Source organism: Yeosuana sp. (assembly GCF_057126245.1).
On record NZ_DBNGMQ010000084.1, the window covers coordinates 13,337 to 35,894 of the forward strand.

A 22,558-nucleotide genomic window follows, 5' to 3' on the forward strand; every position below is an offset into this window, starting at 1 on the left:
GTGTTCAACACGATTTCTTTAAGTGCCGCTATTTTATTTGAAACTTGATTTACATTAAATAATTCAAAATAAAATTTGACCTTTTAAAATTTAAAACATTATGGGAAAAGATAGTAGTACATTATTAGGCATACTGGCAGGAACAGCAATAGGAGCAACGTTAGGTATTTTGTTTGCACCAGACAAGGGTTCAAACACAAGGCAGCGTATTGCAGATGAGGCTTTATCAGCTAAAGAAAAAGTAACAGAAAGTGCAGAGCACTTAAGAGAAAAAGTAGCAGAAACTGTTTCTAGTAATAAAGCGACATTAGATGAGCAGTTAGAATCGGTAGTCTCAAACGTAAGTCATAAAACAGAAGACGTTATTACTACATTAGAAAAGAAACTAAGCGAGTTGAAGAGTAAAAACAAAAAATACCAAAAATCTTAAGAATGAACATTTTTGATTCTGCAAAGGAAACATCTGAAAAATTAACGGATGCAGGAGAGATTTATATTAAAAAATCTCAAGAGTATTATACCTTAAAAGTGTTTCAACAATTAAGTGCTTCAATCAGTTTGGTTACAAAAGTTTTGGTTATTGGGGGGTTGCTTTTTATAGGCTTATTCTTTTTAGCCTTTGCCTTGGCTATGTTTATTGGTGAAAGTTTAGGAAATGTGGCTTTAGGATATGTTATAACAGCGATTATCTTTCTATTAATAACAGGTGTTATTTATTTGAATAGAAATCATATTAACAATACAGTAGTTAGAAGTCTTTCATTTAAATTTTTTAATTCATAGCCTATGAAGGAATATAAATCTTTTGAACATATAGAACAAGATTTAAAGCGCATACGTTTAGAGCGCAATATTGCTTTAGAACAAATGAAGTTATCTAAAAACAAATTTAGAAACAACTTAAGACAGAAAAATTGGTTAAGTGTAATAATTGATGTCGCTGGAAAATATGGTTTTTATATATTTTTAAAACGATTTTTTAGGTAGCGAACCGATTATTTTTTCATAAGTCGGCGCATGGCGACCCATTGTTTCAACATATCTCTGGCGTCTTGTGCAGGATACCCTAGTACTGTTTGTCCAGCTGCAACATCATTCATAACACCAGAACCAGCGCCAACGGTAGCACCAGAATGTATGGTGGTATGGTCTTTTATAGAGGCACTGCCACCAATCATAACGCCATCTCCTAAAGTTACTGAGCCCGCTAAACCGCTATGGCCTGCCATTATGCAAGAGCGGCCCATAACGCTATTATGAGCTATTTGTACCAAGTTGTCAATTTTGCAGCCATTACCAATTATGGTCGAACTGAATTTAGCTCTGTCAACACAAGAATTGGCACCAATTTCAACATAATGTCCAATAACGACATTTCCTATTTGCGGAATTTTAACTAAACCGCGACCATCATCACTTGGTCTATAACCAAAACCATCTGCTCCAATACTTACGTTAGTATGAAATATACAGTGGTTGCCAATAATACACCGTTCTCTTATTACAGTTCCAGACCAAACTACCGTATGGTCTCCTATAATAGTGTCATCAAACACACACACATTTGGATATAAAATCACACCATTTCCTAAAATAACATCTTTACCAACATAGCAATTGGCTCCAATTTTACAATCATTCCCAATTTTAGCAGACTCATGTATTACTGCCGTTTTGTGAATATTAGAATCAAAAACTGGCGTTGGCGGATTAAATAAATCTAAAATTTTTGCCATGGCTAAATCGGCATTTTTAACTTTAATTAATGCTCTGTTTTCACCTGGTTCTGCGTTTAAGTTTTCATTAATGATGGCAATACTTGCTTTTGAGTCAGCCCAAAGTTTTACATATTTACTACTTCCTATAAATGTAATGTGATTAGCTTTTGCTTTTTCTAACTGTTCTGGACCGTCAATACGTTGCGTGGTGTTACCTATTAATTCACCGTTTAAAATGGTGTTAATTTCTTCAATGGAATATGATTTCATGAAATGAATGCTTAATTAATTGCTTAGTTTTTAGTAAATCTAAAGGAATTAGTGCACAATTAATTAATTTTTATGAATTTATTTTAAACTCCTTTAGGCGTTATGGTTGCTTTAGAAGCAAATATTGATAACAATACATTTATATTTCTGAAATTTTACCAGAATTTTTAAACTTTTTAAGATTTAAAGCTACCGTGAACAATATTAGGGCAGCAGAAACAATAATAAATGCAATTCCAATCCCCCATTTGTCTGCTAAAAATCCGATAGATACTGCAATTATGGATGTGGTAATCGTGCTAAAAAATGATTGAGCAGAAATAACCGATGTTAGAATTTCCGGATCTACATGGTCGGCAATTTCACCAGTCAACAAGGGTTTTCTAATATTTTCAAAAACATAAATACATGCAAAGAAAAGTAAGGCTATCATCCATAATTCAAAATGATAAAGAATACCACAAATAAAACCAGAGATAAGTCCTAAAAGAAGCGTTAGTCTAGGAACATTACCAACTATCAATTCTGAAATTTTAAATGATTTTTTAGAAGCGTACGACGTGAGTAGATATATAAAAAAGTAAATAACACCCACAATAATACCGCTTTTTCGCTTAGTGTCAATAGATATTAAAAAAGGAATTAAAAGTGTTATCTGAAGCATTACTGGTTGAATATAATCTTTTATAGCTTTTAAATATGCTGAATGTAATGCAGATGAATTTATAATTTGTAAAACTTTGGGTTGCTTTAACGATTTTATAAAGGACTTAAAAACAAATACCATCGTTATCTTTTTTGACTCTTTCTGTTTATTTAAAGAGTAATTTAAAGCATCAGGGTACGAAAAAATATTAAAAAAATTTATTAGATAAGGAATTACAGAGTACAAAAAGATAGTACGATAACTACCTGAATACAAAACTAAACATCCGGCGATTAAAGCAGAAATGGCAGACCCTTTTTGAGACCAGGAACGCGTATGTCCATAATAGTTTGCTTTATGGTGAGACCATTTATTAAGCGCCAAGTAGTCCATAATCATGCCTTTATGTGTTCCAGTTCTAAAAGCATCTCCAACACCATAAAAAGCAATGGCAATAATGAAAAAATAGAAGGTGTTAAAAAAATAAAAAATAAGAAACGATAAAATATATAATGAAAATGATACAATTAGAGATTTTTTTCGTCCATACGTATCTGCAATAATCCCAGAAGGTATCTCTGAAACATTAATAATGATCTCTCGTAATGCATATAAAAAACCTATTTGAGTATAACTGATACCACTTTCTAAAAAAAACAGCAATAAAAAGGCGTCAAAAAACCTTAGATTTTTTAAAAATCCATAGGAGCAGAATTTAAAATATTGTTTGTTTTTTAAAGCGCTGTCCATAAGTCTAATTTAGAATAAAAAGTCTAAGGATTTTATCTTGTAATAGTTAGTCTTCAATTCTGTTTTCATCAAATGCCGAAGGTAATAATTTAGGAATAAACTTGACAAATAGAGGTAATAAAATAGCGCCACCAGGTAATATAAAAATGGCTAAACTTGGAATAGATTTCATAATGTCCAACAACTGGTCTTGAACTTTTTTTTGTTCCTCATCAGTTAAAGCTCTGGTTGTTGATTTTGTAAGTAATACCATAAGTTCCTTACTTTCTCTAAGTTCATTTAATAAGCGTTTGCTATTTCTTTTTATGAGCTTAATTACCATTTTACTGGAGTTATCATAAAAACTCTGAATCATGTTTCTAGAACTTAGTAGAGCTACTTTATCTTTGTTTAAAACGTAAAACGCATCAATATCATCTATGGATTGTTTAATTATTTCAGGACTAAGTTGCAAATCTGTACCCAAGGTGCTCAATTGCTTTTCCTCTTCTTGATCAATAATTTTATCGCTCCAAAATGCCATGCAGGCAATATCAATAATATAGTATTTACCTAATTCAGTTTTAATGCTTTTTAAGACATCGTCATAGGTCAAAGAATTTTTGTTTTGATACCGAAGAGACGATTCAAATAACTTTATTAAACTCTCATCATATTTCGATTTATCTTTTTTTGTATCAAATACAATTAACGCAATGGTTTCAATTGCTGCTTCAAATTCTTGAAGATAATTTTCTGAAATCGTGTTTGATTTTAGGTATTCTTGGTAGGCTAAAATATCAACAAACATCAAGGCATTGGTTATAAAATAATTAAAGTTTTTAGTTAGAATGTTATCATCAATATGAACACGCTTATTAATCATACTTTCCAACAACGTTGATGATTTTTTTTCACCTAACAACCCTTCAAAAAAAGATGTTTTATAATCATCAATAGTGTTGTAGAAATCAATAATACTATCAACAATATCTGTCTTCTTGTTTGAATGGTGATGTATGTAATAAAACCCTAAAAGCAAGTTGACTTTACAAAGTTCTTCATGTGTAAAGTCTATATTTTTAATACAATTATGAACAACAGAAACGTTACTTCCATAAATAAACCCACTTAATTTTAAGTCTCTGTAAAAGTCATTTAAAGACAATTCTAAGAAGCTTTCATTATTTGAAATTTCTTTTACAAGTTTTTTTATCCAACCGTTGGCTGATGGGTTCATGACTTAAATTTATCAGTGTAAAGATACTTTTTAAAAATAAAAAAGCTACTTAAAAAAGTAGCTTTAAAATTATTTTATGGTTATTTTTTTATTCAATAATGCCAGCACAACTTACTCTTCCACCAGCGGCGCCAGTTGGTTGTGTTGTATAGTCATCCGTTCCAGCATGAACTATAACTGCTTTGCCTAGAATATCTTTACTTTCATCGCCACAACCAATACACCATTCATCAGTTGTAAAAGTTATAGAACCTTTACCACTAGCATCAGCAGTAAAATTACCAATATCACCTTTATGATATCCTCCTTCTGCACCCCATTTTCCGTGAGCTTCAGCCGTTGGGTTCCAGTGTCCACCAGTAGATTTTCCGTCAGGTGAAGAACAATCAGCTTTTTCGTGTATATGAATGGCATGAATGCCTTCAGTTAAACCTTCCATCTCTGCAACCATAGTAACGGAACCATTTTCTTGAGTAAAAGTAACTGTTCCTGAAACATTACTATCGCTTTTTGGTTCAAGTGAAAATTTAATGACTTCAACCTTTGCAGTCACTTCTTCTTTATTAGTAACAGTTTCTTCAATATTTTGTTCTGCTTCTTTTTTTTCATTTTTACATGCTATGGTCAAAACCATAATAATTGCTAAAGTAAAAATTGATGTGTTTTTCATAATTTTTATAATTTAATTTTGATGAAAGTTAAGGTTAATTTAATATTTTTGCAAATATGATTATGACCGATATCATGTTTTTAAATTTTATATTCAATTAATTTTGACTTAAGTTTGAAGGTATGAATAAATCATTAGTTAATAAATATAATATTGCGGGTCCAAGATATACAAGTTATCCAACCGTTCCGTATTGGAATGAAGACACGTTTTCTACAACAAAATATAAATCGACTTTAATTAAATCGTTTAAAGAAAGTAATTCTAAAGAAGGTATAAGTTTATATATCCATATGCCTTTTTGTGAAAGCCTATGTACGTTTTGTGGATGTAATAAACGTATCACTAAACAACATGATGTAGAATCTCCATATATAGAAGCGGTTTTAAAAGAATGGCAGTTGTATTTAGAATTGTTTGATGAAAAACCCATTATTAAAGAATTACATCTTGGTGGCGGGACTCCAACATTTTTCAATCCAGAAAATTTAAAACGATTAATTAATGGAATATTGAAAAATGCTGTTATGGCAGACGGACATGAATTTAGTTTTGAAGGCCATCCAAATAATACAACAAGGGCGCATTTGCAAGCATTATACGATGTTGGGTTTACCCGTGTTAGTTATGGTGTCCAAGATTATAATATTATGGTTCAAAAAGCCATTCATAGAATTCAACCTTTTGAAAATGTAAAGCGAGCTACAGAAATGGCAAGAGAAATTGGGTATACATCTGTTGGCCACGATATTATTTTCGGCTTACCTTTTCAAACTTTAGAACATGTTGAGCAAACCATTTTAAAGACTAAAGAATTATGTCCAGACCGATTAGCTTTTTACAGCTATGCGCATGTGCCATGGATTAAAGGAAATGGTCAAAGAGGTTTTAAAGATTCGGATTTACCGAAGGCTGAATTAAAACGACAACAATACGAATTAGGAAAACAATTACTAACAGAAGTTGGTTATTATGAAATAGGAATGGATCATTTTGCATTACCTTCTGATTCGCTATATAAATCGATGCAAAGCAAAAGTTTACATCGAAATTTCATGGGTTATACTGCATCAAAAACGCAAGCGATGATTGGCTTGGGGGTGTCTTCTATAGGTGATAGTTGGTACGGTTTTGGGCAAAATGTAAAAGTGCTTGAGGACTATTATAACTTGCTAGAAAAAAATGAGTTACCTATTTACAGAGGTCATATTTTAAACGATGAGGATTTAGTAATAAGACGCCATATTCTTAATCTAATGTGTGGCTTCGAAACCTCTTGGGCTTCTGAAGCAATGGCTTTTCCTGAAATTCCTGAAGTATTAGTAAAACTTAAGGAAATGGAATATGATGAGCTACTTGAAATTCATTCAAAATCTATTAATATTTTACCAAAAGGTCAACCATTTGTTAGAAATATATGTATGGCGTTTGATTTGTTATTACAACGAAAAACACCAGATGTACAATTATTCTCAATGACCGTATAATCTAAATTTGATATTAAGAAATATAAAAAGAGCTGTTAATACCAGTTCTTTTTTTTAATCACATTCTATAGAACCCGTAACCAAATCTGTAACAGGTTCGGGTGAGATGTATGGTATGCCCAGACCAAGACCACGAAGTATAAATAAAGCCCCAATTATAATGACGAAAACAGGAATAGCTTTCTGAATTTTTTGTCGTAAGGCACCTTTTAAAAAGTTACTAAAATAAATAGTGGTCGTCATTAAGGGGATAGTACCCAGTCCAAAAAATGCCATGTACAGAGTACCTTCAAAAGCATTACCGCTGGCTATCGCCCCAAAAACAGCCATATACACCAGGCCACACGGCAGAAAACCGTTTAAAAAACCAATGGTTAAAAAGGTGTCTAATGTTTTCTTTTTTAACGCGGAACCTAAACTAGATTTTACTTTTGAAATTATTTTATATAGAGGTTTAGAAGCGTTATATTTTGCGAAGGTTTTATAAGGAATAAGTACAATAATAATCATAATAACCCCTATGATTATTGATAACTGTTGTTGAAAGCCAAAGAGATACAGGCTTTTCCCAATAAGTCCAAAAACCAATCCAATAATACTATATGATAATAATCTACCAAAATGATAAATGGCTATTTGGAATACTTTTTTAGAAGAATTTGAATGATCTACCGGAAGCATAAACGCAATAGGACCACACATGCCTACACAATGAAAGCTACCTAATAATCCTAATATCAAAGCCGAAATAAACATAGTTTAATTAATATACAATGGATTGTTTATATAAATATGATTTCCCATCGTATTGCCAATCGACGGTAATGTTCCATCGACCATCTAATAAACGTTTGTCAGGTACGAGCAAATAGGATTCAGACAATGAAATTGGAGTTTCAAAATCTAGATGTTTGTTAGATGGTCTATATAGGAACACTTTACCAGTGATTTTTTTTGTATCAAAATCTTCAGGAAACTTAAAAACTAAACCTTCACTTGTTTTTTTATAAGAAATATTTTCTTTCAGTGTTTTCGCATTGTTTTCTTTGTTAATATCATTTTGATATCCAAGTTCCTTTTTATAATAGTCTTCAGTCACTAAATCATGATTGTATTTTTCATTAAAATTCATAGAAATTACAAAATACATGATGAAGCTGATAAAGCCAACAAAAGCTAAAACAATTCCAGTTCCCCAATTAAATTTCATATTCTTTTTTTAGTTATAACTTCTAGGTCCTAAAAAGTTAACGGTTGTAGTTTCAATAAGTCTATTATTACTGTAAACTTCAATCATTAGTTTGTTTTTATCGCCTTTCAGTTCAGATTTATTTATCTCAATAAATAAAGTGCCTTCAGCAAGTCCTTGTTCCGGTACAACGAAGTTGTCTTTTGTTGAAACAAGTTTTATAGTGCCCTTGTATTTTCTTAATTTAAACGAAACATTGTCAATTTTTTGAGTTGTTTTATTCACTAATTTATAGGTAAACACATTACTTATAATATTATTTTCTTTGTGTTCAAATAATTGTCCAGGCAATCTTAAAACTCTTGCTTCTACATCATTTCTTAAAAATAGCATGCCTATTAAAACACCGGTAAGAATGACTAGTACTGCAATATAGCCTTTCATTCTTGCTGTAAGCTTAAATGGTTCTTTATTTTCAATTTCGGCTTCACTAGCATATCGAATAAGACCTTTTTCAAGACCTACTTTTTCCATGATAGTGTCACATTCATCAATACAAGCTGTACAGTTAACGCATTCTAATTGTGTACCGTTTCTAATATCAATACCAGTTGGGCATACATGTACACACTGTGAACAATCAATACAATCTCCATAACCTAAGGCTTCTCGATCTTCGCCATTACGCCATTTTTTTCTTCCATTTTCTGCTTCACCGCGTTTATGGTCATAGGCTACAACAATAGATTTATTATCTAATAAGACACCTTGTAACCTTCCGTAAGGACAAGCGATAATGCACACTTGCTCTCTAAACCATGCAAAGACAAAGTAAAAAACGGCCGTAAAAATACCCAAAGAAAATAGGGTTGATGTATGTTTAGTTGGCCCATCAACAACATATTCAATAACTTTATCTGAACCTATTAAATACGCCAAAAAAACATTAGCAATTAAAAATGAAATCATTAAAAAGATAAACCATTTTAATGAGCGTTTTCCAATTTTTTCGACATTCCAAGCTTGTTTGTCAAGTTTTATTTGTTTCCATCTGTCTCCATCAATCCAAAATTCGATACGTCTAAATACCATTTCCATAAATATGGTTTGGGGACAAATCCATCCGCAGAAAATTCGCCCAAAAGCTACTGTGAAAAAAGTAATGAAAATCACCCCAATAATCATGGAGATTACAAATAAATGAAAATCTTGAGGCCAAAAAGGAAATCCAAAAATATTAAATCGACGTTCTAAAATGTTAAACATTAAAAACTGATTCCCATTAACTTTTATAAATGGAGCAAAAATCAAAAACGCTAATAAAAAATAACTTACTAGTTTTCTGGAATCATAAAACCTACCACTAGGTATTTTAGGAAAAACCCACGCACGGTTACCTTCTTCATTTATGGTTCCAATAGAGTCTCTAAACCTTTCGTTTTCTGAAGTTTCCATTATTTTTTTGGGGTCATTTGAGAAAAAAAGCAATAGCACAAAATTGATTTAGTACTATTGCTTCAAAGTTTAGTTTAATTTTCAGATACAGATAAAGAATCTGTTTCTGTAGTTGTTGTTTCAATAGGTGCTTCTGTTTCGTCAACCCAAATATCGCCTTCTGCAGCTTTAGGATTCGCAGGTGCTGTACCCTGCATCGATAATACATAACTAGCTACTTGGGCAATTTCCGAGGGTCTAAAATTTTGTTTCCATGCAATCATTCCTTTCCCGTCACGACCACCTTGAGTAATGGTATTAAATACATTTTTAATCCCTCCACCTAGAATCCAATGATTATCAGTTAGGTTTGGTCCAATACCACCACCGCCATCGGCCATATGACATACAACACAGTTTTGTTCAAAAATGGCTCTACCACTGCTTAAATCAGCGGCATCTGTTAGTAAGGTAACCGTGTTAATATCAACTAAATCTTTAGCATTCTTTTTATATTCTGCAATACTAATCTCTGCTTGTTTATATTCTTCAGCATATTCATCAAATTGACTATTGTTTCCTAAAAAATGGAAATTCACTAAATAGATTGCGGCAAAAACTATAGAGGCATAAAAGGAATATAACCACCAAGGCGGTAAGGAATTATCTAATTCTTTAATACCGTCATAATCATGATCTAGAATAAGTTCGCCTTCCTCTTCAATTGGTTTTGTGCCAGCTAACTTTATATATATATTATTAATCCATGTGAACGGATTTTTACTAGCTTTAGAAGCTAAAAAACGTTCTTTTCCTTCTTCTGTAAGACTTTGAAACATCACGTTTTCTAAAGCGCCTACAATGGCTTCTATAGCAACAAGAATTAACAATACTAATACTAAAAACATCATTACTAGTGGATATTTAATAAATGCCGGTTGTTCGCCCGACTCTATAAAATATTCAACAAGACCGAAAATTATGAAGAATACGATTGGTACTCTGATGTAAGATGGAATAAGGTTTCTCATAACAAAATATCATTTTGGTTGTTATTGTCTAAAGGGATGTTACTTACTTTATTTATATATTCTTTTTTAGCAGTAAAAACCCACCAGAATAGAATCACAAAAAAAGTAAAGAAAATGAGTAATGATATTATTGGATATATTTCAATACCTGAAATAGTTTCCATATAATTTTTTGCAAATTTTAACATGTTTTCTTTTTATTGAATTAGTTATTCTTCTGTGTCTTTTACTTTAATGTCTGTTCCTAATCGTTGTAAGTAAGCAATAATAGCTACTATTTCACGATTTTTCATTTCAACAAAATCGTCTCCTCCAGCTTTTTTATCGGCTTCATAACTTTCTGCAAAGTCCGGATCATTATATAAATTTTGCTCAATTTGTGTTCCTTGCTCAAGCATTTGTTGTTGTGCGTTGGTTATCTCTTCATCAGTATAAGGAACACCTAAAGACACCATAGTTCTCATTTTTGCTTCTGTTTGAGACTTGTCTAATTCATTTGTAATAAGCCATTTATAATTTGGCATAATAGAGCCACTAGAAGTACTTCTTGGGTCATACATATGATTTAAGTGCCAATTGTCAGAATATTTACCACCAATACGGTGTAAATCGGGCCCCGTACGCTTACTACCCCAGAGGAAAGGGTGATCATACACATATTCTCCAGCTTTAGAGTATTCGCCATAACGCTCAACCTCACTTCTAAATGGTCTAATCATTTGTGAGTGACATCCAACGCAACCTTCACGTATATAAAGATCTCGTCCTTCAAGTTCAAGTGGTGAATATGGTTTTACACTTGCTATTGTAGGAATATTTGATTTTACTAAAATAGTAGGGACAATTTGAACGATGCCACCAATAAGAATAGCTATAGTTGCTAATATTGTTAATTTAACAGGTTTGCGTTCTAACCAAGAGTGCCAACCTTCTCCAGCTATGCGTTTTTTAGAAACACGTTCGAGAGCTGGCGCTTCTGCTAACTCATCTGTAACGCTACTTCCAGATCTAATAGTTACGACAATATTGTAAACTAAAATAAGCATACCAGTTAAATATAATGTACCCCCAATAGCACGCATCCAGTACATAGGTATAATTTCAGAAACTGTCTCAAGGAAGTTACCATATACCAAAGTTCCGTCAGGATTAAATTGTTTCCACATACTTGCTTGAGTAAACCCAGCTACATACATTGGTAAAGCATACATGATGATACCTAAGGTACCCAACCAGAAATGTAAATTAGCCAAACCTATAGAATATAGCTTTGTTTTAAATAGCCTAGGCACGAGATAATAAATGATGGCAAATGCCATAAAGCCGTTCCAAGCTAATGCACCAACATGCACGTGTGCGATAATCCAGTCAGTAAAGTGAGCGATGGCATTTACATTTTTTAATGATAACGTCGGACCTTCAAAAGTAGCCATACCATAACCTGTAATTGCAACTACTAAAAATTTCAAAACGGGGTCGGTACGCACTTTATCCCAGGCACCACGAAGTGTTAATAATCCATTTATCATACCACCCCATGAAGGCATTAAGAGCATAACTGAAAATGCAACCCCTAGGTTTTGTGCCCATTCAGGAAGTGCTGTGTATAATAGGTGATGAGGGCCTGCCCATATATAAATAAAGATTAATGACCAGAAGTGAACAATAGAAAGTCTGTATGAATACACAGGTCTATTTGCTGCTTTTGGTACAAAATAATACATTAAGCCTAAGAAAGGGGTAGTTAAAAAGAAGGCTACCGCGTTGTGGCCATACCACCATTGCACTAGAGCATCTTGAACACCGGCATAAACTGAGTAAGATTTAAGAGCACTAACAGGAAGTTCTAAGCTGTTAAAAATATGAAGAACAGCTACGGTTACAAAAGTGGCAATATAAAACCAAATCGCAACATATAAGTGGCGTTGTCTTCTTTTTAGAATTGTCCAAATCATATTAACACCAAAAACAACCCAAATTAATGCAATAGCAATGTCTATGGGCCATTCTAATTCGGCGTATTCTTTAGATGTTGTAATTCCAAGAGGTAATGTAATAGCAGCTGAGACAATAATAAGTTGCCAACCCCAAAAATTAATATTACTTAATAGGTCGCTTGCCATACGTGTTTTTAGTAAGCGCTGTAAAGAGTAGTAAATACCAGCAAACATAGCATTTCCTACAAATGCAAAAATAACGGCATTGGTATGCAGAGGTCTTAAACGACCAAAACTTAGCCAAGATATGCCATCAGTAAGGTTAGGGAATAAAAACATAAATGCCAGTATTAAACCTACAAGCATTCCCACAACACCAAAAACTATTGTGGCATAAATGAATTTTGTAACGATTTTATTATCGTAATGAAATTGTTGCATTTCCATAATTGTAAATATTAATCTTTTTTGGTTATAACAGAATTAGTTGATTTATCTTTTACAAGTTCATCTTCAAAAAGCATACGAACAGAAGGTGTATAGCTATCATCAAATTGTCCATTTTTTACAGCGAAAATAAAAGCAATAAAGAATACAACGGCTACAATAATACTTACGGTTAGCATAATATAAATGACACTCATAATTATATGATTATAAAAGGTGTTAAAAATACCTTCATGGTTTATTTAATAAAATGATATTTATCATATTTTTTATCTTAATTTCCTTCCAGCAATGTTTGTGGCGAGCGTAGTGAACGCAACAACACTAATAGAGCTTAAAGGCATTAATATGGCCGCAAAAACTGGAGACAATTGCCCAGTTGTTGCAAAATATAATCCAATAATATTATATATAAATGATAAAGCAAAACTCCACTTGATAATTGTTAAAGCTGTTTTAGAAATTTTTATAAATTGATATAGTTGATTAAATTTTGAGGCATCTAAAATAGCATCACAAGCGGGAGAAAAGACATTTACATTTTCTGATAATGCGATTCCTACATTGCTTTGAGCTAATGCTCCAGCATCATTTAATCCGTCACCAATCATTAAAACATTAGCACCTTCACTTTGGTGGTATTTAATATACTCAAGTTTATCTTCTGGCTTTTGATTAAATAATAATTTGGTTTTTGCAGGAAGTAGTTTTTTTAAATTTTCTTTTTCGCCTTCATTGTCACCTGATAGAATGGCTAAGTCATAATTGTCTTTAAGTTTGTTAAAAAGTTTTGACAGGCCTTTTCTGTAAGCATTAAAAAACGTGTATTTTCCTTTGTAATTATTATTTGTGCTTACATGAACTGTTGTGTTTAAGTTTGCGGTTTCAGCAGCATAACCTACAAAAGGAGCAGAGCCTATTTTTATTTGTGTTTCTTTATATTGTCCCTTAATACCTTTCCCTAAATGTTCTTCATACGTGTCTAATGAAATAATGTCATTTTTATTTAGAAGTTCATATAAAGCCCGACTGAGTGGATGATTTGATCCGCGTAATGTGCTTTTTAAAAGTGATTCTTCATCAACTGAAAGTTGGGTGCCTTCATAACTTATGCTCGTACCTTTATTAGCAGTAATGGTGCCTGTTTTATCAAAAATTATCGTATTTATTTTAGCTAATTGTTCAATAACACTTGCATTTTTTAAATAGAATTTGCTCACCCCTAAAATGCGTAAAATATTTCCAAAAGTAAACGGAGCAGATAATGCTAAAGCACAGGGACAAGCAATAATTAATACCGCCGTAAAAACGTTTATAGCTTTACTGGAATCAACAAACATCCAATAGGTAGTTGACATTATTGCAATAGCTAAAATAGCTGAGGTAAAATATTTACTAATTCTATTCGTAATGGTTTTAAATGATTCTTCTTTATTTGTTGTAAATACATCGTTACTCCAAAGTTGTGTTAAATAACTTTGCTCAACAGATTTTAAAACATCTACTTCAATACTTCCTTTAAGTTGTTTTCCACCTGCAAAAAGTTTATCTCCAGATTCTTTAGAAACCGCTTTCGATTCTCCTGTAACAAAGCTATAATCAACACGAGCGCTCCCATTAATTAAAATGCAATCTACTGGGATTAATTCTTCATGTCGTATTAATAATCTATCACCTTTCTCTATATCATAAACTTGAATGGATTCTTCTTTTCCATTAGATAATAACTTTGTAATTCCAATGGGAAAATATGATTTGTAGTCACGTTCAAATGATAAAAATGAATATGTTTTTTGCTGAAAAAACTTTCCTAATAATAAAAAGAAAATGAGGCCTGTTAAGCTGTCAAAAAAACCAGATCCATAATCAAAAATAATTTCAATAGTACTTCTTATAAAAAGCACTAAAATCCCTAGAGCAATGGGAACATCAATATTTAAAATTTTAGATACAAGACCTTTGTAAGCAGAAATAAAATATTCTTGGGCAGAATAGAAAACCACAGGAATAGAGAAGGTAAACATAAGCCATCTAAATAGTGGCTTGTATTGGTCTAACCAAAATTCATTCACTTGAAAATATTCAGGAAATGATAAAAACATCACATTACCAAAAGCAAAACCAGCAAAACCTAATTTGTAAATTAAAGAACGGTCAATATTTTTTCTATTAGTACTATAATCATCTAAACTTATAAAAGGCTCATAACCTATACTATTTAATAAAATGACTAAATCTTTTAAGGAAAGTGTTTCAGAATTAAAGGTGATTCTAACATTTTTTTTTCCAAAATTCACCATAGACGAACTAATTGAAGAATGAATTTTGTTTAAATTTTCTAAAACCCAAATACAAGAACTGCAATGAATATGAGGAATATATAAGGTGATTATTTGTGTTTTACCATCATTAAATTCAAGCAGTTTTTCAATAATTTTCTCATTGCCTAAAAAATTATACTTCCCCTCAATTTCTTTTGGAGTTGCTCCAGGTGCTTGCTGCAAATCATAATAGCAGGTTAAATCATTTGCCGAGAAAATTTCATAAACTGTTTTACAGCCATTGCAACAAAAACTTTTGTTATCAAATGTAAATTCAGAATCTTTAGTATCTAAACCACAGTGGAAACATGTGTGATGCTCCATAAAAAATTATTTACTCATTTTTGTGTACCTAAATGCAAATATTTCAAATATAATAAAAATGAAATATGATAATTATCATATTCTTAAAATATGATAATTGTTAGGTTTTATATAATTTTGCACTAATTCATCTTTATTATGGGCAAGTGTGAACACTGTATTATAAAACAATTTAATTCTTTAAAAACGTTAAGTCAAGAAGAATTAGTTAGAATTTCAGGTTGTAAAACGTCAAGAATTGTTAAAAAAGGAGATGTAATTTTTGAAGAAGGAGATATACTTAAGGGCATTTATTGCGTAAGAGACGGTATTTGTAAGCTTACTAAGTTAAGCTCTAATGGGAAAGATCAAATTATAAAATTGGTTGTTAAGGGAGAATTAATAGGTCAGAGGTCATTAGTGAGCGATGAGAGCGTTAATCTTAGTGCTATTGCTTTAAATGATATGGAATTGTGTTTTATTCCAAAAACTGAAATCATGAAGGATCTTCATAATAATACAGATTTTACCTTCGATATATTAAAAGTAATGGCGATGGATTTAAAAGAAGCTGACGACATTATTGTTAATATGGCGCAAAAATCTGTTAGGCAGCGTTTAGCAGAAACCTTAATTTATATAAATAATAGTTTTGGGACTAAACCAGATGGAACCTTAAGTGTTTTATTGTCCCGAGAAGATTTTGCCAATATTATTGGTACGGCAACAGAATCTACTATAAGAGTGTTATCTCAATTTAAGAAGGAAAAATTGATTACTACAATTGGGAAACAGATAAAAATAATAGATTTAGAAGGTTTAATTCGTGTAGAATAATCTATTATATAATTTCTTTTTTTTAGTATAAGTAAATCCAATAACTACAGAAACGTTTTTAGTTTAAATTGTATTATTTTTATGCAGCTATGACAAAAAACACTTTCAAAAAAAAGGGCTTTGTTTTTAAAACCTATAAGGCTCCTAATCTTTCTCCATTTGATAAACTCTTTGATGTCTTTAAGGAGTTAATTACTCATACTTCTGGCGACTTTGATGAAGCTATTGATTGGTTAAGAGAATTAGATAAGGAATACAAGTTAACCACACCTGAGTATACGATTGATGATTTTATAGAAGATTTAAAAAAGAAGGGATATATAAGAGAGGAAATAGAACCTGATGGTCCAGGAGGAATGGCAATAACAGCGAAAACAGAAAAGGCTATTCGCCAGCAGGCTTTAGATCAAATTTTTGGAAAATTAAAGCGCAGCGGACAAGGTAACCATAAAAGCAAACATGCTGGAATAGGCGATGAGCATACGGGGGATTTTAGAAATTATCAATTTGGAGATGCTTTAGATAAAGTTTCTGTAACAGAAAGTTTGAGAAATGCGCAAGTAAATCACGGTATAGGTGATTTTAAATTAACGGAAGATGATTTGGTTGTTGAAGAAACCTTGCACAAATCTCAAATGAGTACGGTACTTATGATTGATATTAGCCATAGTATGATTTTGTATGGTGAAGATCGTATAACACCAGCCAAAAAAGTAGCCATGGCTCTGGCTGAACTTATTACCACACGTTATCCAAAAGACACCTTAGATATTATTGTTTTTGGTAATGACGCTTGGCAAATTGAAATTAAAGATTTACCATATTTAAAAGTAGGCCCTTACCACACCAATACCGTTGCAGGTTTGCAATTAGCAATGGATTTGCTTAGAAGAAAGCGAAATACCAACAAACAAATTTTTATGATAACCGATGGTAAACCAAGTTGTTTGAGATTATCAAATGGTGAATATTTTAAAGATAGTGTTGGTTTAAACCCTACCATAACAAATAAGTGCTATATGATGGCACAGCAAGCAAGACGATTACATATTCCAATTACGACATTTATGATTGCGCAAGATACGTATCTCATGCAATTTATAAGAGAGTTTACCTATGCAAATCAAGGTAAAGCCTTTTATACAGGATTGAAAGGATTAGGAGAAATGATTTTTGAAGATTACGAAACCAATAGAAAAAAACGAATTAGAGGATAAAAAATGAACATAGAAAATATAAATACCTTAGGTGAATTAAAAAAAGCAGGTTATAAAAGTAAATCTATAAAGGATGAATTAAGAGATAATTTAATTCAAAAAATAAAGAATGATGATAGGACGTTTGAAGGTGTTCATGGGTATGAAAACACGGTAGTACCTGAATTAGAGCGTGCTATTTTATCACGCCACAACATTAATTTGTTAGGTTTACGAGGGCAGGCCAAAACCCGTTTAGCGCGATTAATGCTCAATTTACTTGATGAATATATCCCAGTTGTTGAAGGTTCAGAAGTAAATGATGACCCCTTACAGCCAATTTCACGTTTCGCAATAGAATTAATAAAGGAAAAGGGTGATGACACACCTATTTCTTGGTTACACAGAAGTGAACGATTTGCTGAAAAATTGGCAACACCAGATGTCACCGTAGCGGATATTATTGGAGATGTTGACCCAATAAAGGCTGCCAATTTAAAATTGAGTTATGCCGATGATCGTGTGATACATTACGGAATGATTCCAAGAGCGAACCGATGTATTTTTGTGATAAACGAGTTACCAGATTTACAAGCAAGAATTCAGGTAGCTTTATTTAATATTTTGCAAGAAGGCGATATTCAAATACGAGGTTTTAAAGTAAGATTGCCATTAGATATACAGTTTCTGTTTACTGCTAATCCAGAAGATTACACTAATAGAGGAAGTATAGTGACGCCTTTAAAAGATAGAATAGGTTCGCAAATATTAACGCACTATCCAGCGGATATAGAAACAGCTCGATTAATTACTGAACAAGAGGCAAAAATAGTTGAAAGTCAAAAGAACATGGTAAAGGTTCCAGATTTAGCTCGAGATTTATTAGAGCAAATTGTTTTTGAAGCTCGTGAGAGTGATTTTATTGATGCAAAAAGCGGTGTAAGTGCTCGATTGAGTATTACAGCTTTAGAAAATTTAATAAGTACAGCAGAACGTAGAGCTATAAAAGGAGGAGATAAGAATACGATGGTTCGATTAAGTGATTTTGTAGGTATTATTCCTTCTATTGTAGGTAAGGTTGAATTAGTATACGAAGGGGAACAAGAAGGTGCAGCAGTGGTTGCTTATAGCTTGATTGGGGAAGCTGTTAAGAGTTTATTCGAAGAATTTTTTCCAAAAATAGAAAAGTTAAAAGCACAAGACCAAGAATCACCGTATGACGATGTGATATCATGGTTTTTTAATCAAAAAGAAGGCTTTGAATTATTAGATGATTTAAGAGAAAAAGAATATAAAAATTTATTAGAGGCTATTTCACCTTTAGATGATTTATTGGGTGAATACCAGCCTAAATTAACAAAAGAAGATAGTTATTTTGTGAAAGAATTTGTGCTTTGGGCGTTAGTAGAGTTTAAGCAATTAAGTAAATTCCGTTTTACAGAAGGCACGCAATTTAAAGACCCTTATGGAAGTTTTATAAGTGGTATTTAGTGTATTTCTCCAATTTTCATATTGATGATTTAAGGTGGTTTAATTTTGAATTATATATTTTAAACTACCTATTTTTTTTATTCTTATAAAAATATTTTTTGTTTTCATACATACAGCATTTTCAGACTTTTTTTTCCTTTTTTTATGTATATTAACGAAAAATCACCTTTTTTTAGACGATTTTTAATTAAAACCACGAAAAACGTGATAGAATTTTTTTAAATATGAATAATAAAAATCTCACAAATAAGAGCACTGTCATGCTCTTGTCTTTTGATATTGATAATACCTTAATTGATTTTCACACCTTAAAAAGTAACTTTGGTAAAGTTTGGAATACTTACAAGACTGAAACAGATGTTTTATTAACGTATAATACGGGTAGATTAATTGATGATGTTCTTAACTTAATAAAAAAAGGAGTTTTACCAGAACCCGATTATATAATCGCTGGAGTTGGTACCCTTATTTATGACCATAATAAAAAATGTGTAGTTAAAGAATTTAATCAGGTTTTGGATGACGGTTGGGATTTAGCTGCTGTTGAAGACATTATTCAAGGGATAAACCATCCTATTAGCGAGCAACCTGCAAGGTTTCAACATTCATATAAACGAAGCTACTTTTTTCATGATGCTAGTGAAGAGTTAATAACTAGTATTGAGCAGGAGTTTGCAAATGCAAATATGTATATTAATGTGGTGTATTCTGGAGAGAAATTTTTAGACATTCTTCCAAAATGGGCCAATAAAGGTAATGCATTACAGTGGTTGTTAAAAAAGCTCGATTTAAAATCAAATAATGTTTTAGTAGCTGGAGATAGTGGTAATGATTCTGCAATGTTTAATATTAAAGGTATTAGGGGTATTGTAGTTGCCAATGCGCATAGAGAACTCTATAAGTTTACGAAGCATAGAGAAGTTTATCATTCTGAAGATGAAAATGGTGATGGTATTATTGAAGGACTCATATATTATGGAATACTACCAGAGGAAGCTAAAATATGCAATGATGATAATCATACCGACGATTATATTATTCAGCAAGAATTAAATATTATAGCCGAAGAAGATGATAATGAAAAACTAGCATTAATTCGTGAAGGTTATGATAAAGCAATTATAGCTCTCAAAAAGAATATTACGCCTTTAGGTTTTTCAGCTTGTTCTATAAAAGATAATGTGCCTAATGGTACCGACGAAAATTATCATAGCGTTTGGGCAAGAGATGGCGCCATAACCTTAATAGGTTCTTTGCCGCTAATTCATGATGAAGAAATTCATAAATGCCAGCGACAAACATTAATTACATTATTTGAACATATTTCTCGTAACGGCCAAATTCCATCTAACGTAAGATTAAAAGATAATGTGGCCGACTATTCAGGCGTTGGAGGTATTTGTTCTATTGATAGTGGTATTTGGGTCGTTATAGCTTTTTATGAATATGTTAATATTACAAACGATATAAGTTTTCTTCGTAAATACATATCAGCAATAAAGGAAACTATGCGTTGGTTAGGGGCGCACGATAGTAATAATGATGCTTTATTGGAAATTCCTGAAGCAGGTGATTGGACAGATTTGTTCGGAGGAAGTTATAATATACTGTATGATGAAATTCTGTGGTACAGAGCGAATGTGTGTTATGGTCGTATGTTAGAAATGCTAGGTAATTATGAAGAAGCTGGAGAATATATTCGATGGTCTCAAGTTATAAAAAAGGAAATTTTACAAAATTTTTGGCCATCAACACAACAAAAACTATTTCAATCAGTATCGTTTGCTGAACGTCAATTTACTCTAGGAGACACTTCCTACTTAATAGCTCAAACGACCCCATTTGATTTTAGTTGGCGTTGTGATGTGTTTGGAAATGTGTTAGCATTTTTACATGGAACCATAGATGCAGAAAAAGCGCATCAAACATTTAAATTTATGTTAGGTGTTGGTGTTAATGATCCGTATCCGGTAACGAATGTTTATCCTGTTGTAACTCCAGGAGACCCAGACTGGAAACCTTATTATACTGTAAACTTATTGAATTTACCCAATCATTATCACAATGGTGGTATATGGCCATTTGTAGGCGGTTTTTGGGTGAAATTTGTTAATAAGCTAGGTCTTAGAGATGTTGCTATTTCAGAGTTACACAAACTAGCTTTAATAAATAAAGAAGGTTTAACAGAAGAATGGGAGTTTACCGAATGGGCTCATGGTACCACAGGTAAAGCTATGGGGAAAGCCTATCAGGCATGGTCGGCTGCGCAGTACATTTCTGCATGTCATGATTTAAAAATAATTAATAACTAAAATATAAATATTATGAAATCGATTTTAATGATCTCTTTACACGGATATGTTGGAGCTAATGCCGAACTAGGAAAACCAGATACAGGAGGGCAAGTCGTTTATGTTTTAGAACTAGCAGAGCGTTTTAGCAGATTAGGTAAACGCGTAGATTTAGTAACAAGACAGTTTGAAGATCAGCCGGAATATGATGTGGTAGATGAAAATTATAGTGTTTGGCGCATCCCTTTTGGAGGGAAAAAGTTTATCAGGAAAGAGGATATGCACGATCATTTAAAAAAGTTCGTTACTAATTGTTTAGCAGCAATAAAAAAAGAACGTAAAAAATATGATATTGTCTATTCACACTACTGGGATGCTGGTTGGGCAGGACAAAAAATAGCAGAAGAATTAGGTATTTCCCATGTGCATACGCCTCACTCTTTAGGATGGTGGAAACAGCATACGATGGCAAGTGACATGGATGAAAAAGAAATGGAAAAAACCTACCGTTTTAAAGAGCGTATTAGAAAAGAATATTTTGTTTTTCAAATGTGTAATTATGTAATTGCAACCACATTACCGCAGGTAGATTTACTTACAAAGCAATACGACGTATTACCTAAAAACTGTGGTATGATACCACCAGGAATTAATGAAAATCGTTTTTATCCTGTACCGTCAAAAGAAAATGATAAAATTAGAGCTAAATATGATATCCATCCTACAGATATTTTAGCTCTTGGTCGAATGGCACACAATAAGGGTTACGACTTGCTTTTAAAAGCATTACCAACAGTTTTCGAACTTTGTCCAGAGGCAAGATTAGTTGCGGCCATTGGAGGCGATCAATCTAAGCAAGACGATAAAGGTGTAGCAGGTTTAAAAAAACTGGCAGAAGAATTAGGTGTTTCAGATAAAATTACTTGGAAAAATTATGTCGCTGATGAAGATTTAGCAAATGTATATAGAGCGGCTAATATTTTTGCAATGCCTTCAAGATATGAACCTTTTGGTATGGTAGCTATAGAAGCAATGGCGTGTGGAACTCCAAGTGTTGTAACAGTCCATGGTGGTTTGTATGATTTAATTGATTTTGGAAATCAAGCTTTATTTGCCGATCCACATCGCCCGTTAGAATTTGGAGCCATGATGGCCATGCCACTTTTATATCCCAAATTAAGAAACGAATTATCTGTTGAAGGCGCACGTTTCGCAAGACGTAACTTTGGTTGGACCGGTATCGCAAAACGTATGATTGCAGTGTTTAATAGTTCGATTAACCAACGTTCTATGGAATCAAATATTTATACACATTAGGGTA

General features: G+C 32.3%; 21 protein-coding genes. 9 read left to right on the forward strand and 12 right to left on the reverse strand.

What is annotated here, in order from left to right; all coding sequences use genetic code 11:
- The first annotated feature begins 100 nt into the window (after positions 1-100).
- The 3 genes from AC15TD_RS11535 to AC15TD_RS11545 are packed head-to-tail and all read left to right on the forward strand — an operon-like array spanning position 101 to position 987.
- Positions 101-430, forward strand: a complete 330-nt coding sequence (locus AC15TD_RS11535; protein WP_484452301.1) for a YtxH domain-containing protein — start codon at positions 101-103, stop codon at positions 428-430.
- 2 nt (positions 431-432) lie between these two features.
- Positions 433-783, forward strand: coding sequence for a hypothetical protein (locus tag AC15TD_RS11540; protein WP_484452302.1), 351 nt, complete (start codon positions 433-435; stop codon positions 781-783).
- Positions 784-786: 3 nt separating this feature from the next.
- Positions 787-987 carry a DUF6327 family protein gene (locus AC15TD_RS11545; protein WP_484452303.1) on the forward strand — a complete coding sequence of 67 codons (201 nt, stop codon included), beginning with the start codon at positions 787-789 and terminating at the stop codon, positions 985-987.
- A gap of 8 nt (positions 988-995) precedes the next feature.
- Here AC15TD_RS11545 and lpxD read toward each other — a convergent pair whose 3' ends face one another.
- The 4 genes from lpxD to AC15TD_RS11565 form a co-directional block, all read right to left on the reverse strand.
- Positions 996-1,988 (reverse strand): UDP-3-O-(3-hydroxymyristoyl)glucosamine N-acyltransferase, encoded by a 993-nt coding sequence (gene lpxD / locus AC15TD_RS11550; RefSeq protein ID WP_484452304.1) that lies wholly within the window; start codon positions 1,986-1,988, stop codon positions 996-998.
- A 139-nt stretch (positions 1,989-2,127) separates the two neighbouring features.
- Positions 2,128-3,384: an MFS transporter gene (locus AC15TD_RS11555; protein WP_484452305.1), complete on the reverse strand. Its 1,257-nt coding sequence runs from the start codon at positions 3,382-3,384 to the stop codon at positions 2,128-2,130.
- Positions 3,385-3,430: 46 nt separating this feature from the next.
- Positions 3,431-4,603, reverse strand: a complete 1,173-nt coding sequence (locus tag AC15TD_RS11560; protein WP_484452306.1) for an LETM1-related biofilm-associated protein — start codon at positions 4,601-4,603, stop codon at positions 3,431-3,433.
- 88 nt (positions 4,604-4,691) lie between these two features.
- The gene (locus AC15TD_RS11565; protein ID WP_484452307.1) at positions 4,692-5,273 is read right to left on the reverse strand and encodes a superoxide dismutase family protein; all 582 of its coding nucleotides are present in this window, start codon (positions 5,271-5,273) and stop codon (positions 4,692-4,694) included.
- A gap of 122 nt (positions 5,274-5,395) precedes the next feature.
- Between AC15TD_RS11565 and hemN the strand changes: the two genes are divergently transcribed.
- Positions 5,396-6,760, forward strand: a complete 1,365-nt coding sequence (gene hemN, locus AC15TD_RS11570) for an oxygen-independent coproporphyrinogen III oxidase (RefSeq protein WP_484452308.1) — start codon at positions 5,396-5,398, stop codon at positions 6,758-6,760.
- Between the two features lie 54 nt (positions 6,761-6,814).
- On the opposite strand, the gene AC15TD_RS11575 is transcribed toward hemN, so the two are convergent.
- From AC15TD_RS11575 to AC15TD_RS11610, 8 genes are all read right to left on the reverse strand, one after another.
- On the reverse strand, positions 6,815-7,516 hold the full coding sequence (locus AC15TD_RS11575; RefSeq protein WP_484452309.1) for a sulfite exporter TauE/SafE family protein: 702 nt from the start codon (positions 7,514-7,516) through the stop codon (positions 6,815-6,817).
- A gap of 7 nt (positions 7,517-7,523) precedes the next feature.
- Positions 7,524-7,970, reverse strand: coding sequence for a FixH family protein (locus tag AC15TD_RS11580; protein ID WP_484452310.1), 447 nt, complete (start codon positions 7,968-7,970; stop codon positions 7,524-7,526).
- Positions 7,971-7,979: 9 nt separating this feature from the next.
- Positions 7,980-9,404 carry a cytochrome c oxidase accessory protein CcoG gene (ccoG, locus tag AC15TD_RS11585; protein ID WP_484452311.1) on the reverse strand — a complete coding sequence of 475 codons (1,425 nt, stop codon included), beginning with the start codon at positions 9,402-9,404 and terminating at the stop codon, positions 7,980-7,982.
- A gap of 74 nt (positions 9,405-9,478) precedes the next feature.
- Positions 9,479-10,414 (reverse strand): cbb3-type cytochrome c oxidase N-terminal domain-containing protein, encoded by a 936-nt coding sequence (locus AC15TD_RS11590; RefSeq protein ID WP_484452312.1) that lies wholly within the window; start codon positions 10,412-10,414, stop codon positions 9,479-9,481.
- Positions 10,411-10,602 carry a CcoQ/FixQ family Cbb3-type cytochrome c oxidase assembly chaperone gene (locus tag AC15TD_RS11595; RefSeq protein WP_484452313.1) on the reverse strand — a complete coding sequence of 64 codons (192 nt, stop codon included), beginning with the start codon at positions 10,600-10,602 and terminating at the stop codon, positions 10,411-10,413. The genes AC15TD_RS11590 and AC15TD_RS11595 overlap by 4 nt, the downstream gene beginning before the upstream one ends.
- Before the next feature lie 21 nt (positions 10,603-10,623).
- Positions 10,624-12,798, reverse strand: a complete 2,175-nt coding sequence (gene ccoN, locus AC15TD_RS11600; protein ID WP_484452314.1) for a cytochrome-c oxidase, cbb3-type subunit I — start codon at positions 12,796-12,798, stop codon at positions 10,624-10,626.
- An 11-nt stretch (positions 12,799-12,809) separates the two neighbouring features.
- Positions 12,810-12,995: a cbb3-type cytochrome oxidase assembly protein CcoS gene (ccoS, locus tag AC15TD_RS11605; RefSeq protein ID WP_484452315.1), complete on the reverse strand. Its 186-nt coding sequence runs from the start codon at positions 12,993-12,995 to the stop codon at positions 12,810-12,812.
- A 72-nt stretch (positions 12,996-13,067) separates the two neighbouring features.
- The gene (locus AC15TD_RS11610; protein ID WP_484452316.1) at positions 13,068-15,443 is read right to left on the reverse strand and encodes a heavy metal translocating P-type ATPase; all 2,376 of its coding nucleotides are present in this window, start codon (positions 15,441-15,443) and stop codon (positions 13,068-13,070) included.
- 138 nt (positions 15,444-15,581) lie between these two features.
- Between AC15TD_RS11610 and AC15TD_RS11615 the strand changes: the two genes are divergently transcribed.
- The 5 genes from AC15TD_RS11615 to AC15TD_RS11635 all read left to right on the forward strand — a co-directional run bounded on the left by AC15TD_RS11615 (position 15,582) and on the right by AC15TD_RS11635 (position 22,554).
- On the forward strand, positions 15,582-16,259 hold the full coding sequence (locus AC15TD_RS11615; RefSeq protein WP_484452317.1) for a Crp/Fnr family transcriptional regulator: 678 nt from the start codon (positions 15,582-15,584) through the stop codon (positions 16,257-16,259).
- A gap of 89 nt (positions 16,260-16,348) precedes the next feature.
- The gene (locus AC15TD_RS11620) at positions 16,349-17,476 is read left to right on the forward strand and encodes a vWA domain-containing protein (protein ID WP_484452318.1); all 1,128 of its coding nucleotides are present in this window, start codon (positions 16,349-16,351) and stop codon (positions 17,474-17,476) included.
- Between the two features lie 3 nt (positions 17,477-17,479).
- Entirely contained in the window at positions 17,480-18,946 is a 1,467-nt protein-coding gene (locus AC15TD_RS11625) for a magnesium chelatase (RefSeq protein ID WP_484452319.1), read from the forward strand.
- Between the two features lie 224 nt (positions 18,947-19,170).
- Positions 19,171-21,258 carry an HAD-IIB family hydrolase gene (locus tag AC15TD_RS11630; RefSeq protein WP_484452320.1) on the forward strand — a complete coding sequence of 696 codons (2,088 nt, stop codon included), beginning with the start codon at positions 19,171-19,173 and terminating at the stop codon, positions 21,256-21,258.
- 12 nt (positions 21,259-21,270) lie between these two features.
- Positions 21,271-22,554, forward strand: coding sequence for a glycosyltransferase (locus tag AC15TD_RS11635; RefSeq protein ID WP_484452321.1), 1,284 nt, complete (start codon positions 21,271-21,273; stop codon positions 22,552-22,554).
- Positions 22,555-22,558 lie beyond the last annotated feature (4 nt).

Bases quoted from the DNA above. Each gene is read 5' to 3' on its own strand.
- AC15TD_RS11535 (WP_484452301.1), top strand. From the start codon at position 101: ATGGGAAAAGATAGTAGTACATTATTAGGCATACTGGCAGGAACAGCA.
- AC15TD_RS11540 (WP_484452302.1), top strand. From the start codon at position 433: ATGAACATTTTTGATTCTGCAAAGGAAACATCTGAAAAATTAACGGAT.
- AC15TD_RS11545 (WP_484452303.1), top strand. From the start codon at position 787: ATGAAGGAATATAAATCTTTTGAACATATAGAACAAGATTTAAAGCGC.
- lpxD (WP_484452304.1), bottom strand. From the start codon at position 1,988: ATGAAATCATATTCCATTGAAGAAATTAACACCATTTTAAACGGTGAA.
- AC15TD_RS11555 (WP_484452305.1), bottom strand. From the start codon at position 3,384: ATGGACAGCGCTTTAAAAAACAAACAATATTTTAAATTCTGCTCCTAT.
- AC15TD_RS11560 (WP_484452306.1), bottom strand. From the start codon at position 4,603: ATGAACCCATCAGCCAACGGTTGGATAAAAAAACTTGTAAAAGAAATT.
- AC15TD_RS11565 (WP_484452307.1), bottom strand. From the start codon at position 5,273: ATGAAAAACACATCAATTTTTACTTTAGCAATTATTATGGTTTTGACC.
- hemN (WP_484452308.1), top strand. From the start codon at position 5,396: ATGAATAAATCATTAGTTAATAAATATAATATTGCGGGTCCAAGATAT.
- AC15TD_RS11575 (WP_484452309.1), bottom strand. From the start codon at position 7,516: ATGTTTATTTCGGCTTTGATATTAGGATTATTAGGTAGCTTTCATTGT.
- AC15TD_RS11580 (WP_484452310.1), bottom strand. From the start codon at position 7,970: ATGAAATTTAATTGGGGAACTGGAATTGTTTTAGCTTTTGTTGGCTTT.
- ccoG (WP_484452311.1), bottom strand. From the start codon at position 9,404: ATGGAAACTTCAGAAAACGAAAGGTTTAGAGACTCTATTGGAACCATA.
- AC15TD_RS11590 (WP_484452312.1), bottom strand. From the start codon at position 10,414: ATGAGAAACCTTATTCCATCTTACATCAGAGTACCAATCGTATTCTTC.
- AC15TD_RS11595 (WP_484452313.1), bottom strand. From the start codon at position 10,602: ATGTTAAAATTTGCAAAAAATTATATGGAAACTATTTCAGGTATTGAA.
- ccoN (WP_484452314.1), bottom strand. From the start codon at position 12,798: ATGGAAATGCAACAATTTCATTACGATAATAAAATCGTTACAAAATTC.
- ccoS (WP_484452315.1), bottom strand. From the start codon at position 12,995: ATGAGTGTCATTTATATTATGCTAACCGTAAGTATTATTGTAGCCGTT.
- AC15TD_RS11610 (WP_484452316.1), bottom strand. From the start codon at position 15,443: ATGGAGCATCACACATGTTTCCACTGTGGTTTAGATACTAAAGATTCT.
- AC15TD_RS11615 (WP_484452317.1), top strand. From the start codon at position 15,582: ATGGGCAAGTGTGAACACTGTATTATAAAACAATTTAATTCTTTAAAA.
- AC15TD_RS11620 (WP_484452318.1), top strand. From the start codon at position 16,349: ATGACAAAAAACACTTTCAAAAAAAAGGGCTTTGTTTTTAAAACCTAT.
- AC15TD_RS11625 (WP_484452319.1), top strand. From the start codon at position 17,480: ATGAACATAGAAAATATAAATACCTTAGGTGAATTAAAAAAAGCAGGT.
- AC15TD_RS11630 (WP_484452320.1), top strand. From the start codon at position 19,171: ATGAATAATAAAAATCTCACAAATAAGAGCACTGTCATGCTCTTGTCT.
- AC15TD_RS11635 (WP_484452321.1), top strand. From the start codon at position 21,271: ATGAAATCGATTTTAATGATCTCTTTACACGGATATGTTGGAGCTAAT.